The organism is Carboxydothermus pertinax (genome assembly GCF_001950255.1).
Classification (GTDB): domain Bacteria; phylum Bacillota; class Z-2901; order Carboxydothermales; family Carboxydothermaceae; genus Carboxydothermus; species Carboxydothermus pertinax.
The window spans coordinates 19,716-35,743 of sequence record NZ_BDJK01000027.1 but is presented as its reverse complement, the minus strand read 5'-3'; the positions used below and the strand labels follow the sequence as shown (position 1 = coordinate 35,743).

10 protein-coding genes and 1 CRISPR repeat array are annotated in these 16,028 nt (G+C 39.0%); all 10 genes read right to left on the bottom strand.

Annotation, left to right across the window (positions count from 1 at the left end; all coding sequences use genetic code 11):
- Positions 1-283: 283 nt before the first annotated feature.
- A CRISPR array of direct repeats spans positions 284-5,569; the repeat unit is 30 nt; unit sequence GTTTCAATCCCAGAATGGTTCGATTAAAAC.
- 324 nt (positions 5,570-5,893) lie between these two features.
- Positions 5,894-6,157: a CRISPR-associated endonuclease Cas2 gene (gene cas2 / locus cpu_RS08075; RefSeq protein WP_075859517.1), complete on the bottom strand. Its 264-nt coding sequence runs from the start codon at positions 6,155-6,157 to the stop codon at positions 5,894-5,896.
- A 1-nt stretch (position 6,158) separates the two neighbouring features.
- Positions 6,159-7,151, bottom strand: coding sequence for a type I-B CRISPR-associated endonuclease Cas1b (gene cas1b, locus cpu_RS08070; protein ID WP_075859516.1), 993 nt, complete (start codon positions 7,149-7,151; stop codon positions 6,159-6,161).
- 10 nt (positions 7,152-7,161) lie between these two features.
- Positions 7,162-7,662, bottom strand: coding sequence for a CRISPR-associated protein Cas4 (gene cas4 / locus cpu_RS08065; protein WP_075859515.1), 501 nt, complete (start codon positions 7,660-7,662; stop codon positions 7,162-7,164).
- A gap of 23 nt (positions 7,663-7,685) precedes the next feature.
- On the bottom strand, positions 7,686-10,130 hold the full coding sequence (locus tag cpu_RS08060) for a CRISPR-associated helicase/endonuclease Cas3 (RefSeq protein WP_075859514.1): 2,445 nt from the start codon (positions 10,128-10,130) through the stop codon (positions 7,686-7,688).
- The gene (gene cas5b / locus cpu_RS08055; RefSeq protein ID WP_075859513.1) at positions 10,130-10,876 is read right to left on the bottom strand and encodes a type I-B CRISPR-associated protein Cas5b; all 747 of its coding nucleotides are present in this window, start codon (positions 10,874-10,876) and stop codon (positions 10,130-10,132) included. The genes cpu_RS08060 and cas5b overlap by 1 nt, the downstream gene beginning before the upstream one ends.
- A 16-nt stretch (positions 10,877-10,892) precedes the next feature.
- Positions 10,893-11,834 (bottom strand): type I-B CRISPR-associated protein Cas7/Csh2, encoded by a 942-nt coding sequence (gene cas7b, locus cpu_RS08050; protein ID WP_075859512.1) that lies wholly within the window; start codon positions 11,832-11,834, stop codon positions 10,893-10,895.
- The gene (gene cas8b, locus cpu_RS08045) at positions 11,835-13,775 is read right to left on the bottom strand and encodes a type I-B CRISPR-associated protein Cas8b/Csh1 (RefSeq protein WP_075859511.1); all 1,941 of its coding nucleotides are present in this window, start codon (positions 13,773-13,775) and stop codon (positions 11,835-11,837) included. It lies immediately after the preceding gene.
- A gap of 71 nt (positions 13,776-13,846) precedes the next feature.
- Positions 13,847-14,602, bottom strand: coding sequence for a CRISPR-associated endoribonuclease Cas6 (gene cas6 / locus cpu_RS08040; protein ID WP_075859510.1), 756 nt, complete (start codon positions 14,600-14,602; stop codon positions 13,847-13,849).
- Positions 14,603-14,813: 211 nt separating this feature from the next.
- Positions 14,814-15,422 (bottom strand): CPBP family intramembrane glutamic endopeptidase, encoded by a 609-nt coding sequence (locus cpu_RS08035; protein WP_075859509.1) that lies wholly within the window; start codon positions 15,420-15,422, stop codon positions 14,814-14,816.
- Positions 15,423-15,597: 175 nt separating this feature from the next.
- Positions 15,598-15,957, bottom strand: coding sequence for a hypothetical protein (locus cpu_RS08030; RefSeq protein WP_075859508.1), 360 nt, complete (start codon positions 15,955-15,957; stop codon positions 15,598-15,600).
- Positions 15,958-16,028 lie beyond the last annotated feature (71 nt).

Below are 16,028 nucleotides of genomic sequence, written 5' to 3'. Positions count from 1 at the left end.
CATTGCTTGCTTTATGGTTTCCAGGCTAAAAAGGAAATCATTGATGCCGAGGTGGTTAGGTTAGCGGCTTTGGATGCTGGTTTCTAATCTTGACCGGTCGCTTTATCGGCGGCCGGTTTTCTTTTTATTTTTCTTTGCTAAAATTCCGTGATATTTTGCAAAAGGTTATACTGACCTCCCAAAATAATTTGCAATTTTTGCAGATTACAGCCTACTTCTATGCTATTTTATTTTGAAATATTGGTGCCCAAATAATTTGCAAGTTCACAGTAGAGCAGGTCTAGTTTCAATCCCAGAATGGTTCGATTAAAACCCTCTCGGGAGGAATAATAATGAGATTGCACAATCGGGTTTCAATCCCAGAATGGTTCGATTAAAACCTTGAGATTCCGGGGTAGCCAACAGAGACAGTACCGGGTTTCAATCCCAGAATGGTTCGATTAAAACCATTCTGTATTGTTTCCCTGGTAATAAACACTAGTGAGTTTCAATCCCAGAATGGTTCGATTAAAACACAGTGAAGGAAGCCGCCAAACTTCTATCACTTGGGGTTTCAATCCCAGAATGGTTCGATTAAAACCATTGGGTTGGGAAACTGAAAAGATATGGGATGAAGGTTTCAATCCCAGAATGGTTCGATTAAAACCGCGCCAGGGAAGACCTGGCGTTTTTTCTTGAATACGAGTTTCAATCCCAGAATGGTTCGATTAAAACTTTATCTTAAAAGCGGTTTTGTGGTTGATTTTTATTGTTTCAATCCCAGAATGGTTCGATTAAAACCAGGGGAGTGAATACACCGAGGAGTACTATTTAGAAGTATAGTTTCAATCCCAGAATGGTTCGATTAAAACCATCAGGGAAATAGAATATAAAGCAAAAAAATGGGCTGGTTTCAATCCCAAATTGGTTCGATTAAAACTAGATGAGCGGGGATAATTCCCCGCTCTTTCATTGTTTCAATCCCAAATTGGTTCGATTAAAACTGTAAATACATTCGGGGAAAAGACGCTGGATATTATGTTTCAATCCCAAATTGGTTCGATTAAAACATATTTTTGCAGCTTCTATAATATCCTCATCTGTAAAAGTTTCAATCCCAAATTGGTTCGATTAAAACTCGGAATTTGGCTGGCACTTCTTTTGCGTCCTTGGAGTTTCAATCCCAAATTGGTTCGATTAAAACCCGAACGAGATGAAAAAGAACATTACGAGAAAGTAGCGTTTCAATCCCAGAATGGTTCGATTAAAACCTTGAACAACAAACTTTAAATTTCCCTTTTTTATGATGTTTCAATCCCAGAATGGTTCGATTAAAACTTTATTACAAAACAATTAACAACCTGCCGGAGCATGTGTTTCAATCCCAGAATGGTTCGATTAAAACCTTATAAGTTGTGCCTCTACATCGGCTCTAATGCTTGGTTTCAATCCCAGAATGGTTCGATTAAAACTGCGCTAATCTGTATCTATTTATTTTACTATATCAGTTTCAATCCCAGAATGGTTCGATTAAAACTCATGCTGATATAGAAGGCCCGATTGTGTTTTCTTCGTTTCAATCCCAGAATGGTTCGATTAAAACTGGAAGCTGAAATGCAGGCTGAGTACGAAGCTTATACGAGTTTCAATCCCAGAATGGTTCGATTAAAACAAGCATAATCTCCATGGCGGTGTTTCTCAGGTGGGAGTTTCAATCCCAGAATGGTTCGATTAAAACAAATATTAAATCAGCTACAGAAGCAAAACAAGTTAACGTTTCAATCCCAGAATGGTTCGATTAAAACGAGGTTGCACGGCCGCTCAATTAAAATTCACGATTTAGTTTCAATCCCAGAATGGTTCGATTAAAACTTCTTCATCCTATACCACCCGCTTATAAATAACTTGTTTCAATCCCAGAATGGTTCGATTAAAACTATGAGGCTACTCACGAACATTTTGGTTGACTGCCAGTTTCAATCCCAGAATGGTTCGATTAAAACTCGACAGAATGCTTTACTTGGGATTAACAAAGTTAGCGTTTCAATCCCAGAATGGTTCGATTAAAACCTGGTAAAGTCTTAAAGCTTAAAGTAGTACTCTGAGGTTTCAATCCCAGAATGGTTCGATTAAAACTTTTTGAAAAAAATTTTGAAAAAGGTGTTGACATAAGTTTCAATCCCAGAATGGTTCGATTAAAACCAAATCGATAGTTAGCATGGTCGTCTGAAGTAAATTGTTTCAATCCCAGAATGGTTCGATTAAAACTCAAGCCTTGAATGTCCTAAAAGATTGGAAACTACCAGTTTCAATCCCAGAATGGTTCGATTAAAACTATGCTGGAAATGTTACGGGTAATGCTAAAAGGCGGTTTCAATCCCAGAATGGTTCGATTAAAACACTACAGTTGCTGGTGTAGAAGTGGTATTATTATTAAGTTTCAATCCCAGAATGGTTCGATTAAAACCCGGATCCATAACCTCAGCTATGGGCGGAATCCAAGTTTCAATCCCAGAATGGTTCGATTAAAACTCCTCGGCTAACTTGCGAGGACTTTTAAAGTTTTCGGTTTCAATCCCAGAATGGTTCGATTAAAACTGTAACTGTTGTACTAACACCATACAAAGTTTGTGTGTGTTTCAATCCCAGAATGGTTCGATTAAAACTAATTTCGACTGGATCATGAATGCTAATAACATGCGTTTCAATCCCAGAATGGTTCGATTAAAACCTTGATACAACGGCAAGGTATACGAAACCAAGTGAAGTTTCAATCCCAGAATGGTTCGATTAAAACTTAAATGATTATATTCGTTTTATATTGATTGATTATATGTTTCAATCCCAGAATGGTTCGATTAAAACCCACTTGCCTCGGGCTTAGAGGCGTTCCGTGGCCTTCGTTTCAATCCCAGAATGGTTCGATTAAAACGATGAATGGGATGTTGATACTTGAAAAAATGTTTCAGTTTCAATCCCAGAATGGTTCGATTAAAACTTTTTACAGGAAACTTTGTACCGTTATTATGGACGGGTTTCAATCCCAGAATGGTTCGATTAAAACAAAAGGCATTTCTGCTAGCAGAGTTTCTGCGATTGTGTTTCAATCCCAGAATGGTTCGATTAAAACAGATACTCTGCACAGGGCAAATCTCAATCCATTCATGTTTCAATCCCAGAATGGTTCGATTAAAACTAAAATACATTGATAAGGTCGCAAATTTCCTTAACGGTTTCAATCCCAGAATGGTTCGATTAAAACGATTGACGGAGTAAAGATTACGAGAGCTACACTGCAGTTTCAATCCCAGAATGGTTCGATTAAAACCTTTTTTAGAGAGCATATGGACGAAAATAATCCTGGTTTCAATCCCAGAATGGTTCGATTAAAACTTTCGTGATTGTGAGTGGAACTATGATAGGCTGTATGGTTTCAATCCCAGAATGGTTCGATTAAAACCGTGCTGGTTGATGAGGCTCAGTTTCTTGACACCGAGGTTTCAATCCCAGAATGGTTCGATTAAAACTCCAAAAATTTCCCATGGCTATAAACATATTTGGAGTTTCAATCCCAGAATGGTTCGATTAAAACTATTATTGTCCTTTTCTGGGGGCATGAAATAGTAAAGTTTCAATCCCAGAATGGTTCGATTAAAACTTATAGACGAAACTTCAATGTTAGATATTTTCATGGGTTTCAATCCCAGAATGGTTCGATTAAAACTTTGAAATAACCATTGTGGGATTTTAAAATGAGAAAGTTTCAATCCCAGAATGGTTCGATTAAAACAGGGGGCTTAATCCCCCAAAATATTGCGAACCTTGTCGTCAGTTTCAATCCCAGAATGGTTCGATTAAAACTACCCACTACGAAACTGGAGAACTGTCAACTCATATGTTTCAATCCCAGAATGGTTCGATTAAAACTCAAGAGTTCATGAATTACCTGGACACCTTTCCGGGTTTCAATCCCAGAATGGTTCGATTAAAACTTGGTACAAGCTTATTTGTTAGATTTTACCACCATTGTTTCAATCCCAGAATGGTTCGATTAAAACACTCCTGCTCAAAGACCTCTCCCGTCCGCAGGAAAAGTTTCAATCCCAGAATGGTTCGATTAAAACCAGGAGTTATGAAAGCGACATTAAAAACTTTATAAAAGTTTCAATCCCAGAATGGTTCGATTAAAACTGTATGTATTTGCAAATGATGATGCAAATGATGTGTTGTTTCAATCCCAGAATGGTTCGATTAAAACCCAGTAACAAAAGATAACCCCTTGCCAAGAGATCCGGGTTTCAATCCCAGAATGGTTCGATTAAAACTAGGAGGTGGTTGGAATGAGAACCTGGTTTAATCAGGTTTCAATCCCAGAATGGTTCGATTAAAACTATCAAGAAAGCTGAGAAAAAGATTACTTGAGAGTTGTTTCAATCCCAGAATGGTTCGATTAAAACCGAAAGAATTAACGCATTATACGGACTTTTATAAAGGTTTCAATCCCAGAATGGTTCGATTAAAACGGGGGAGTATGAATTAGCAAATAAGCTCCTTTTGGAGCGTTTCAATCCCAGAATGGTTCGATTAAAACAAAAGAACAATCGAATTTTCAGCCTTAGCTACTTTAGTTTCAATCCCAGAATGGTTCGATTAAAACTTACTTTATATTTGAATACGATGCTTTTGTCACACTGTTTCAATCCCAGAATGGTTCGATTAAAACTTTTACGCAAGCATCTGCAAGGGTTGCCGGAGAACGTGTTTCAATCCCAGAATGGTTCGATTAAAACCCTGGAGGGCGGGGCTGAGGCGGCTTTATATCTCGCGGTTTCAATCCCAGAATGGTTCGATTAAAACGGAGGGCTTTGGTAGGTTTTCGGGGACCTACTATATGTTTCAATCCCAGAATGGTTCGATTAAAACGATTCTTTGCTTTAGTTGCGGTCTTAACCTTAACGGGTTTCAATCCCAGAATGGTTCGATTAAAACACGACTACAATATGCGGTTTCACTATGCTTGGGAATGTTTCAATCCCAGAATGGTTCGATTAAAACTTTCTGACTCCCAGAAGGCTTTATCGAAGTCTTCGTCAGTTTCAATCCCAGAATGGTTCGATTAAAACTGTCGTACATGCCGGGGACTGGGAAAAATTTCGGATAGTTTCAATCCCAGAATGGTTCGATTAAAACCTTGTCTGCTACTGCTTTTTTAATATCGTTAATCGTGTTTCAATCCCAGAATGGTTCGATTAAAACCCTAAAGCTTTGTCTTTCTCGGGTTCTTTTGCATCATGTTTCAATCCCAGAATGGTTCGATTAAAACAGTTCAGCCGCCAGGTTAAAGCGCAAGTAGTACCGCTTGTTTCAATCCCAGAATGGTTCGATTAAAACCCCAATATGTAATTAAAGGCCGTCCTGTGGTAGTAGGTTTCAATCCCAGAATGGTTCGATTAAAACGCACTATTGTAAGTAAGCTTGCCGATCCAGATGCACTGTTTCAATCCCAGAATGGTTCGATTAAAACGACAGCTCGGTTGACTTGCCATTCTTACGTGCCCGCGTTTCAATCCCAGAATGGTTCGATTAAAACCCATAATTAATTATAAAAGAAAAAGATTTTTAAAGAAAGAAGAAGTTTACATTTTTCATGTGAATTTTGGTTCATAATGGCAAAATTTCGATAAACACTTATTTTTCAAAGCTTAAAGGTAATTTTCACCCTTTCGTCGACCTCCCGGGATTTTGGGGGTAACCGCAGGTCGACGAAAAAATTTGTATATTTTTTAGTTTATTTGCATATTTTTTCGTTTTTGCCGGTGAAATTTTGGCCTTATTAAGGCATTTATTCATAGTATATGCACTTTTTTCGTCGACCTCACTAGGCTAAGTTCAACATTTCACATACCAGGCATAATTAAAGCATATTGGTTTCACCTCCCTTCTTTATACCCAAAAGCTCCCGGGAAGAATATTTCATGGAACCAAAAATATAAAACAGCACTGAATCCTCATCTTGATTAATTATCCTCGAAAGCTCTCCTTTTAACCGGCGAAAATTTGCTTCGGTAATTTCTCCTTCCAATACCGAGTTCTGCACCCAGTAAAGATATTTTCGAGCCGTTTTTAAGACTTTGGCAACTCGTTTTTGATTTACGTCATAAACCAGAATGACAAACAAGCTACCACCTCGAAACAAAAGGTTCAAAGGGCTTTTCTCCCAGTAAATGCTTTTCCAGTTTATACAGCTCCAGGCGAATTAAAAAACGGTAAGACACATCCCTTTTTAATTCGGGATGTTTAATAGTAGTTTTCAATTTTTCTTCAAATTCGGTAATAAAAAGTTTTTTCCCTTCAGTTGTCAGAGCAAAGCCTTCTAATCCTTTTTCAAAATGCTCTTTTTTAATTTCTTTTCGTCCAATTAAACTAAAAATTGTCCTATCAACAATTATGGGCTTAAATATTTCGGCAATATCTAAATTTAAGGTAAAGCTTCGAAAATTGGTAGCATGTAAAAAGCCAATCCGCGGATCCAAATGGGTTTTATAAATTTCACTAAGGACAGCAGAATAAAGTAACGAATTACCAAAACTTATTAAAGTATTTAAATAATTTTGGGGAGGCCGACGGGTTCTTTTTTCATATAAAAAAGTTTTATCCTGCAAAATTACGTCAAAAACCTGATAATAAGCTTCCCGGATATTTCCCTCCAGGCCTAAAAGCTCATTGGGCTCTTTTGCCTCTGCTACCTTATTTAGAAAGCTCTCAACTAACTTAACGTTACTTTCTACCTCTTTTCCCCGCTGGGCATAATACTTCAATACCTGCAAAATATTGCGAGCACTCCCTTTTACTATTGCCCGTCCTAAGAATATTCTTTTACCTTGCTCGGAAAAATGCTCCGCTTGTTTTAAAATCATGTAGCCCGAATTATAATGCTCCCGGGGATAAAAAGTTCCCATGTAGTAACCGTAATGATTAAAATAATGGAGGATTATTTCGTTCTGGGATAAAAATTCCACCAGTTTCCGATTAAATTCTACTTCACCAAAAACAAAAATTTCTCCCACATCTTCCACCGGCAGATACTTTTTCAATCCTTCACTTTCAAAATAAAGGGTATTTCCTTTTCGTTGCAATTTTCCATCAGAAAAAAGGTAGATTGCTTTACGCATTTCTCCCCTCCTATGCTACACAAAACTCAAGGTAAGCACATTTTTTACAAAAGGGAGTTTTTTGGTACGGCGGGGGCGTCTCTTGATAAATAATCCTTAATATCTCTTTTTCCGAAGCCAAAAGCTTTGCTTCATCTTCAGGAGTTAATCTTACCTTTTCGCGCTTCTTTTCTTCAGGGTATGATAACTCCCCGGCAATTTCGACACCCCGCCTCTTAAATTCCAGTAAGTAATACAAAAGCTGCATTTTGGATGCTTCTTTAAACTTCGAGCTTTTCTTTATTTCATAAACCAAAAGCTCCCCGTCTTCCCGGCTAATAAGGTCAATCTTACTACCTCCAAGCTCCAGTTCCTTTACCCCCGCTTTCTTGCTCTGGGCATGAATCACCCGGCCTAAATCCAAAAGCTCATTGTCTTCGTCCGGTGTAATCTTCCGCCCCATAAACCAGACCTGCCTGGGACAAATGTAGTAATACCAGATTAAAGTCCCGCCAATACTGATTTCACTCATACGCCTTTCCCCTGAAATTTTTTCTATAATATTTCAAATTCTTCCCGCCCCAGGGTTACCCGTTTAAACCCGGTTTCCAAAGAGTAATAATCTTCAAGGTATTCTAATGGTAGCCGGAAAAACGAACCTACCTGTTCCAATCCCCGGATGTTGCTTTGATTTTTTTCCAAACCCGGGACGGAAATAATATACTGGGCAAGTTTTGTTTTTAGTTTTAAATAGTTTGTCCGCCGTTTTTGGTCATCATTTTCCTGGATTACACCTTTTTTGTACTCTTCCCAGATAAATTTGGCTTCTTCATCGAGCTCCACAAAGACATCCACATAAAAAGGGATTTCCGTAATTAGTTTAAAATCACTTATCACCGGGCTGCCGTCGGGGGCATCGGCAAAGGAAAGATTTAAAATTGCTTCTAATGTTTTCTTTCCCTGACTGTCGGATAAAAGCTTTTCTGCGGTAATCTTTAAAAAATACCCACCAATTAAATTCCCAAAGGCCTTTTCCTCGATTTCCCGGGCTTCTTCCAATAATTCCCGGGTTTGCTTTAAAAGAACCGGACCGTAAATCCGGGTAGCAAAATCTTGCCCTTCGTCGGTAATCAGGTTCACCAGAAAAACTTCTCCCAGGTTTTTTTGGCCACTACGGTTACATCTCCCGGCCACTTGAATAACCGAATCCAAAGGCCCAGCATCCCGGATTACACAGCTTGCATCCAAATCCACTCCCGCTTCCACTACCTGGGTGGAGACTAAAATAAAAGGTTTATTTTGCTGGTTTAATTGCTTTATTGCCAAAAGCCTCTGGCTGCGTTCCCTGGGAGTGATATTGGTTGAAAGATAAAATAAGGGAATCCCTAAATCCAGTTCTTTTATTTTCCGGTAAAGCTCAATGGAAGACTTTATTGTATTTACTACAATAAGATAGGACTTATCTTTACTAAATTTTTCCTGAAAACTTCGGACAAATTCAGCTATTGTCATTCTTTCCGGCAAATAAGAAAGCTTTACCCGATTTAATACCCCAAACATTTCGGCAATTTCTTCTTCTGTCCCTGCCAGTTCAATGCATTCTTCCGGCGAAAAAATTAAGGGTTTCGTTGCGGTCATTAAAATTACTTTACAGTCTAGTAATTTCGCAGCTTGCAAAAATATCTCCCGCACAGCACCCCAGTATTCAAAAGGAATGTTCTGTACTTCATCCAGTAAAATAATGCTTCCGGAAAGTTTATGAAATTTTTTAAGAAGCCGATTTTTAAAACCAAAAAAAGTATGAAAGAGCTGGACAAAAGTTGTCACAATAATTTCACTATCCCAGCTTTCGGTAAATAAAAGAGCTTTTTCCACTTCAATTTCTTCCTTTTCCACCCGAAAAGAAAGATCCGCTAAATGATGGTGCTTTATAAGATACAGGCTTTCATTTTCTTGAAAATCCGTAACTTTAGTTTCTAAAATCTTTTTAATTACCTCAAAGTTCTGGTCAATAATTGAGGTGAAAGGCAGAGCGTAGATAATCCTTGGCGTATACCCTTTTTCCTGGGCGATAAGCTCTCGAAGCTTAAAAGCTGCCCCTAAACCTGCCAAAGTTTTTCCACTTCCGGTCGGTGCAGTTAAGGAAAATATCTTCCCTTTAAAATGCTTTTCCACATTACTTATAACTTTCGCGAATAAATTTTGCCTTAAAGTATTTACATAACTTTTTTCCGCTCTTTGGGAAAGTTCTTTTTGATACTCCTCCACTAAGGCAAAAGAAAGTTCCTTGCGCCCAAGCTCTTCTGAAATCCCCGCCGCGCTTTTTTTATCCGAGTCTATTAATAATGAGTAAAGGTATAGCGTTGCAAAGTAAAAAAGAAATCTAACTTCTTCCTCCTCCTCGGTCAAATCCTGATATAACGTATAAAGCCGGCCAAGATAATCCTGATAATTTCGGGTAAATTCCCCAAGAGGCAAATATTTAAATCCGTGTTTTTGCCAGAGCTCTTGATTTTCCCGGTCGATTTCAGGGTTTAATAAAAGGTCCTCTAACTGCACCTTTAAAACTTCCAGTTTATTTTTTAAATTTTCGTTGTAGACAGCATTTTCCCGCAAAGCTCTTTTGGAAGCAAGATTATTTAAAGGGTGATCAAGATTGCCGTGATGCCGTAAAACAGCTAAAAAAATTAATAAGGCAAGGTACTGGTAAGACCCTTCAAAGTTTTCATTAAGAAACTGAGCCGAAGCCCACACCGCCGATAAAAAAGCATGGTGTGATAAAGGTCCCACCGCTTTTTTATTTACCAGATGGTCCTGAAAGTACGAGGTATATTTGCCAAAATCATGGCCAAGCCCTGCCGCTTTAAGGCTTTTTAAAAAAGCCTCCCGGTCTAAACCCGGAAGGCTTTGAAATTTTTTCACCATACTTTCCGTTACTTCCTGCAGATGGTTTTTTAAGAGCTTTTTTATATCAATATCAAAGTGAGAGTAATAGACCATCAAATCCCCCCTGGCTCCATAAATAAGACAACATCTCCTAAAGATTCAATCTTAAAAGCCGGCACATTAAAATTACCGCCTACCCTGTTGCCGCCAACTTCATAAACCACCGAAGCGGTAGCCGCTATGGACCGGTCGGAATTAAAGGAAAAGGGCATTTTTTCCTTTAAATACCTTAAATCTTCGCCATGAAGCGTAGAAAATAAAAGCTCTTCGTCCTTTAAAAGCTCAAGATTCACGACGGTATCAACAAAATTTGTTTCTAAAGCTGTCCCCGAAAAGACTCCCAGAAAATCAATTTTTGCTAAAAATTCGCTTCGCCCTAAATAAACGGGAAATTTTGGTCCCAGAGCAAGTTGTTTTGCCAATTCCTCCTGAAAACTCAGGTCATCATGGTAAAAATATACCCGGTAAATAAGTTCTCTTCCCCGCACCGGCAGAATAATTTCAGTGGGAATCATCGTCGGCCCGCCGGAGCCATTTACTTCTTTAATTGTTTTTGTCCGAACAAATTTTACCGTCTGCATTATTTTCCGGACCGGCGTTATCAATCGCACGGCATAGTGAGCTTCCTTTCCGGTTAAAAGCCTGTAATAACTGTCTTTAGGTAGCCCCAGCACCGCCGCAACAATTCCCGCCAGCGTAGTTCTTGCGGGAAAAGCATAGCTTAAGGAAGAAGAATTGGTATAAAACTTGCGGAAGTGGGCTGCAGGACCGCGAATTTCAAAAACTATTACTTTCCGCATTGCCTTCAGCCCTTTCTTAATAATTTAGAATACTTACCTTAGAATCCCCCAGCTTTTCCGCAAGTAATTGGGCAAAATTCTTTGCTTCCCCGTGATAGGCGGTTTTTAGATTAGGGTCAAAATATAGTAGAATCTTACTAATCTTTGGACTATTTTCGGCTAATAAATCCACAAGTTTCCCCGCTTCCAGAGAGTAATCGGTTATATCCCGCAAACCTTCTTTTGGATTTACTTCAAGAAAGCTTCTAAAATCCCCCAGATAAGTCATATCATCTCCATACTCCACCCGAAGATACAACCTTGGATACTGGCCGATTTTGCTCCGGGTAGCAAACAGGGGGATGGCTTTAACAAGGGCCTCATCCAGTAACGCCAGGGTCTCATCATCTAACATGGTAAATTTGGCCCGGTGCGCTGCGACAATCCCATGAAAAGCAATTAAAGAGTAATAAAGGCGGTAGTCTTTACCCATAGTACCCTGTTCATTGCCGCTTGTACTGCTGAAGCGAGAAGTTATAGTGTTTGATTCCACTAACTCTACTTTGTTTAAAGAATAACCCCAGTTAAACTGGACCGGACCGGTAAAGGTTAATGAACTTCCGCCGTCTTCGCTTTTAATGGGCATAGTAGCCCCAAAAAGGCGAACATCGACAAGTTTTTCTAATAACACAGGCACATCGTCTTTACTTATGTTTTTACTTGTTTTACCAAGCAATTTTTCCAGTCTCTCGGTGGCGTTTACCGTTTCTCCTTCAACTTTGGCCACAAAAATTTCATGCCCTTTTTCCTGTAAGTAATCCCGCACATAACGCTTTAGCCGGACATCGGAGACGAGATTGGTTTTAGTTTCATAATCCATCCGCGGCCGATTTTCATCATCGGGATCACCGTTGGGATTGGTAAGCTTGGCATCGTAGAGAAACAAAATTTCGCTATTTGTTTTTATTAACTCACCCATTTACATTCCCTCCATTTCTAATTTTTCATTTTTGGCCCGGGATAAGATTTTCCCGGTAAGATAGCTGTAGCCGGATAAAAGATAAAACACATTTTCCTGGTCAGTTAACTTCCACCTTGGTATTTCCCGGTCTAAAAGCTTTTTCATACTGTTGTAGACTTTCTCGGTACTGGCGTTTAATTTTTTGTACTGGAATAATTTCTGGTGTACTTCATTGGCAAAAGAAATAATCCGGCGCAGACTCATCCCCTGATAAGTCAGTTTATTTAAAATGGCTTTATTGAGATTACTTTGATGCTGGGCAGAAGCTATTTCCCCCACCAGCACTCCCAGAAGGAACAGAGCCGCCTGCTGGGGTGTATAGCCCATTTCCCGAATGTACTCTAAATCTTCAGCTTTTAAGTCCAACTCTAATTCCACCGCCTCCACCTCCTTTGGCAGGATTTCAAGTTCCTGTAAAAATAAATTTAAAAGGTTAGCCCGAAGGCAAGCTTTGGCCAGTTCAATTTCCTTATACTTTTCACTTCCCGGACTGACATTAAAACCTTCTTTGGTAAAAGCAAAAATTTTAAAAAGTTCAATATGCTGGCGAAGGATAAAGCTTTTTTCCACCGGGTGTCCGGTAAAAATGGACTCAAGTAAGTCTAAAAATTTCCGGTACTCAACACTGTTTTTGCCTTTTTGCTGAGGAATCTGGTAGTAAATGCGGTTTAGGTTTAAAGAAAGCTCCGGCAGGAGCTGGGGAAAGTGTTTTTTAAAAACTTCATTTACTTTCTGAAAAAGCTGTAGGATTTTAAGAATACGACTGGGGGGTATGTCTTTAATAAGTTTTAGCACTTTAAATTCCGCTTTATTTTTTTGGTAAAACAAGAAATTAAAAATTAGCTGATTATAAATTTCCCGGTTTTCAAAATAGTCCCTAACCATTTCTTCGTACCCGGCAATTTCACTATAACCTTTAAGGTTGTTAAAACTATTATTGGTAAAATCCATCCATTTTTGAAATTGCTGCTTTTTTAAATTTACCGGAAAAAGAAAACCCGGAATGATGAACAGGTTTAAATTCCCAATGCGGTTATTTAATTTATTTTGAATAAAGCTTTCAGCAATCAATAGTTTTTTATAGCAATCAGGACACAGTGAATAGTTTTTATAGAAGTTCTTCTTATCGTGATTGCTGGCATAACCTACTTTATCGGTGATATAGTATTTAAATTTTAATTTAGTAGTATCGGAGGTTATTGGACCAAAATTTCCACAAGCGTGGCATACCCCCTCTTCCCCGGCAAAAATATCAAAAACTTTTGCTGTTTCCACTTTTTCCTGGTATTCCCGGTAATCTACCCCTTTTTGCCCGTCAAAATAAATGGTATATAGAGCTATTTCTTTTTCACTTAGGCCAGTCTGTTCCTTAATCCATTTACTAAATTCTTTAGCTACCGCCTGGGCTAAATTTTTACCTTTAGGATTTTCTTTGATTAAGTCAAGTAATTTGCTGCCTTTGTATCCTGGCAGCATCTCCAGGTTTAAAATGTAGCGATAGCGGTTTTCGGCCCCATCCTTTACGCCGGTGTCAAAAAAGTAAAAGTCTAAAACTTTTTGCACATTTCGGGCTAACTTCGACCCCTCGGGTAAAACCTCCAGTAAATTAGGAAGCGTTTGGGAAACTAAAAAGGAAAGATTATTGGTCGTTAAATACCACTGGGGACTACTGCTACCGTCGGCATTTCCTACCCAGAGATATTCTCTTTCCGTCACTCCCGCAGTAATTTCCTTGGGGGTTAGCTTTAAAGAATTATTATCTGTGGCAAAATCAATTATTACTACGTGCTGCTTTTTACCCCCCTGGTCTTCAGCAATTTCCAAGCAAAGGTTTTCCAAAAATCCCCCCGAAGCGTGTTCTGTAGCAAGTCTCCCCACTTCCCGCACCGCTTCTAACACCCTCTCACCTCCCTGCAAATTTTTTAATTTTAATTATAAAAATAGGTACCAAAAAATTTTTTCCAATAACTTTACTCCACAAAACCAAAGCCCATACTGTTTTTTTCCCCAAAGCCTGCATAATAGCCAAGACTAATTAACTCGGGATTAGCTTTAATTTTAAAAGGGGCACAAAGTCCACGGATTTTCTGGTCTTTATAAGTTATTAAGCGGGTAGGAAGTTTATTTTGAAAATGTTTTTCATCGAAGGCAAAATCGAAATAATCTATCCGGGGCTCGCGGCCGTAGTACACCAGGTACTTGTTTTTAAGGTTGTTTAAGAGCTTTTCCCTGTACAAAGCTTTGTCTTCAAGGTAGGTTAGGTAAATAGGAGTGGTTTTCTCCTGACTTTTTACCGCCAAAACCAATGGTGATTTCAAAGTAAATATCTCTTCCTCGGTAAATCTTCTTAGAGGAAGAGGAATTATTTCGCTAATAATCACCGGTAAGGCAAAGATTTTAAAGCTTCTTTTTGCCCAAAGACCCGAGGCTAAATAATCGGTAAACTCCGGCAGAGGAGAAGATACGGTAAAACTTGCCGTACCGGGGAAAACGATAATTCCTTCTTTGGTAGTTTTATAATTGGCAAAAGAAAGCGGAGAAAAAGTAAAAAACTTAAAAGTTTTCTTTTCTCTACGAAAACCAATATCATGGAGAAAAGTAGCAAGTTTTGCCGACTCTACTCCTAAACCCCGGTAGATTAGGGCTGTCAAAGCGTGTTGATAATTATAAGGTAGTAAGGCCTTACTTCTAACCTCAAATTTTATCTGAGCCCGCAATTGCCCCAACCCTTTCCCTTTTATTCCATCCTCTAAGATTTAGGTAAATTTTTTACCTTTCACACTAAATTTTGGCAATAAGCTACATTTATTATTTCTTTGTATTTTCTGTTTTTCCTGCTTAATCGTTTATTATTTTACTAAAGGCCTGCAAAAAAATTTTTCCAAAAGAAAACTCCGAGGAAGTCTTTTTTGATATTCCTTCCTCGGAGTAAAAGGTTTAAATTTTTTTTTTAGGCAAAAACATTCCTTTTTTACCCAACAAGCTCATACTAAAGTCGTGCAGAAAATGGCTCCACACCGCGGTCCAGATACTGCCGGTAAACCAAAAACACAAGCCCAGCGCAAGCCCAATCGCAAACGTCCCCGCCAAAAGCACAGGTTTCTTGAGGTAACGAAAATGAAAGACAGCAAAGACCGCCGCGGCTATACCAATCCCCAGCGGGACCGATGACAACCAATGAATCATGAGAGTTTGGAGGGCAGCCCGGAAAAAGATTTCTTCGCTGACAGCGACCAAGGCCATAAGGAAAAAGATGTTGACATAGCTTAATTGACTAAAATAGATATTATCTCTGTCAGCCCATAACCTCTCGGGGAGAAAGGTGGCCATGGCCATGGCAAACATCAGGAAAAGGATCGCCACAATCGTTCCTAAACCAAAAACCTGCCATAGCTTTCCCACCTTCAAAAGAACGCTCCACGGAATTCCATAATGGAAATGACCCCATAACAGCAGGGCAAGTCCCCACACTCCAAAGGTCGCTTGGCTCACGTAAACTACCCAAAGAGGAAAGGGCTTACTCTTTTGTTGCCCATCTTCTTCCATGTGCCAATACCTCCTAAGCAAAGCCAGAAGTTAATAAAGTATTAAAAATTGCCACCAAATAAGCGGTTAAAGGGTAAAAAATAAAACAAAAAATTTTTAGAACCTTAGGCACATTGCAAATCTATTTTCTACTGAATCATAATTTGGTAGAAACGTTGGAAAAAAGAGCTAGCTTTCAGTAATGATAACCCCTCTTTCCAAAATTTCTCCGATAGAACTCATAAAGCTCCTCTGTGGAATTGAATTCCGGAACAGGCCCAATTACATGCTGGCTCACCTTTTGGTTGTATTCTTCAAGAGTCAGGGCTTGGAATTCCATGAGCCCAAAGTCCTTGATTCCTTCCTCAAGGGTCTCTTCCACACGATGCCAGATAAAACCGTCCTTAGTTTCTTTTACAAGTTTGCCAAAAAACTGATGCCCGCGGTTGGTGTCATGGAAGCCTACACAGTCATCGCAGAATTCAACCCCGATAGCCATCAGTCGTAGGCCAAAATAACTATCTTTAACCAGATATAGCCCTTTATTGCTGAGCACTCAAATTAATCTCTTGTTCTCTTAAATTCCTTTAACTTTTTCCAATGAACACAACCACTTTCGTAGTATAA

Excerpts from the sequence above, each read along its gene's own strand:
- cas1b (WP_075859516.1), bottom strand. The coding sequence starts at position 7,151 with ATGCGTAAAGCAATCTACCTTTTTTCTGATGGAAAATTGCAACGAAAA.
- cas4 (WP_075859515.1), bottom strand. The coding sequence starts at position 7,662 with ATGAGTGAAATCAGTATTGGCGGGACTTTAATCTGGTATTACTACATT.
- cpu_RS08060 (WP_075859514.1), bottom strand. The coding sequence starts at position 10,130 with ATGGTCTATTACTCTCACTTTGATATTGATATAAAAAAGCTCTTAAAA.
- cas5b (WP_075859513.1), bottom strand. The coding sequence starts at position 10,876 with ATGCGGAAAGTAATAGTTTTTGAAATTCGCGGTCCTGCAGCCCACTTC.
- cas7b (WP_075859512.1), bottom strand. The coding sequence starts at position 11,834 with ATGGGTGAGTTAATAAAAACAAATAGCGAAATTTTGTTTCTCTACGAT.
- cpu_RS08035 (WP_075859509.1), bottom strand. The coding sequence starts at position 15,422 with ATGGAAGAAGATGGGCAACAAAAGAGTAAGCCCTTTCCTCTTTGGGTA.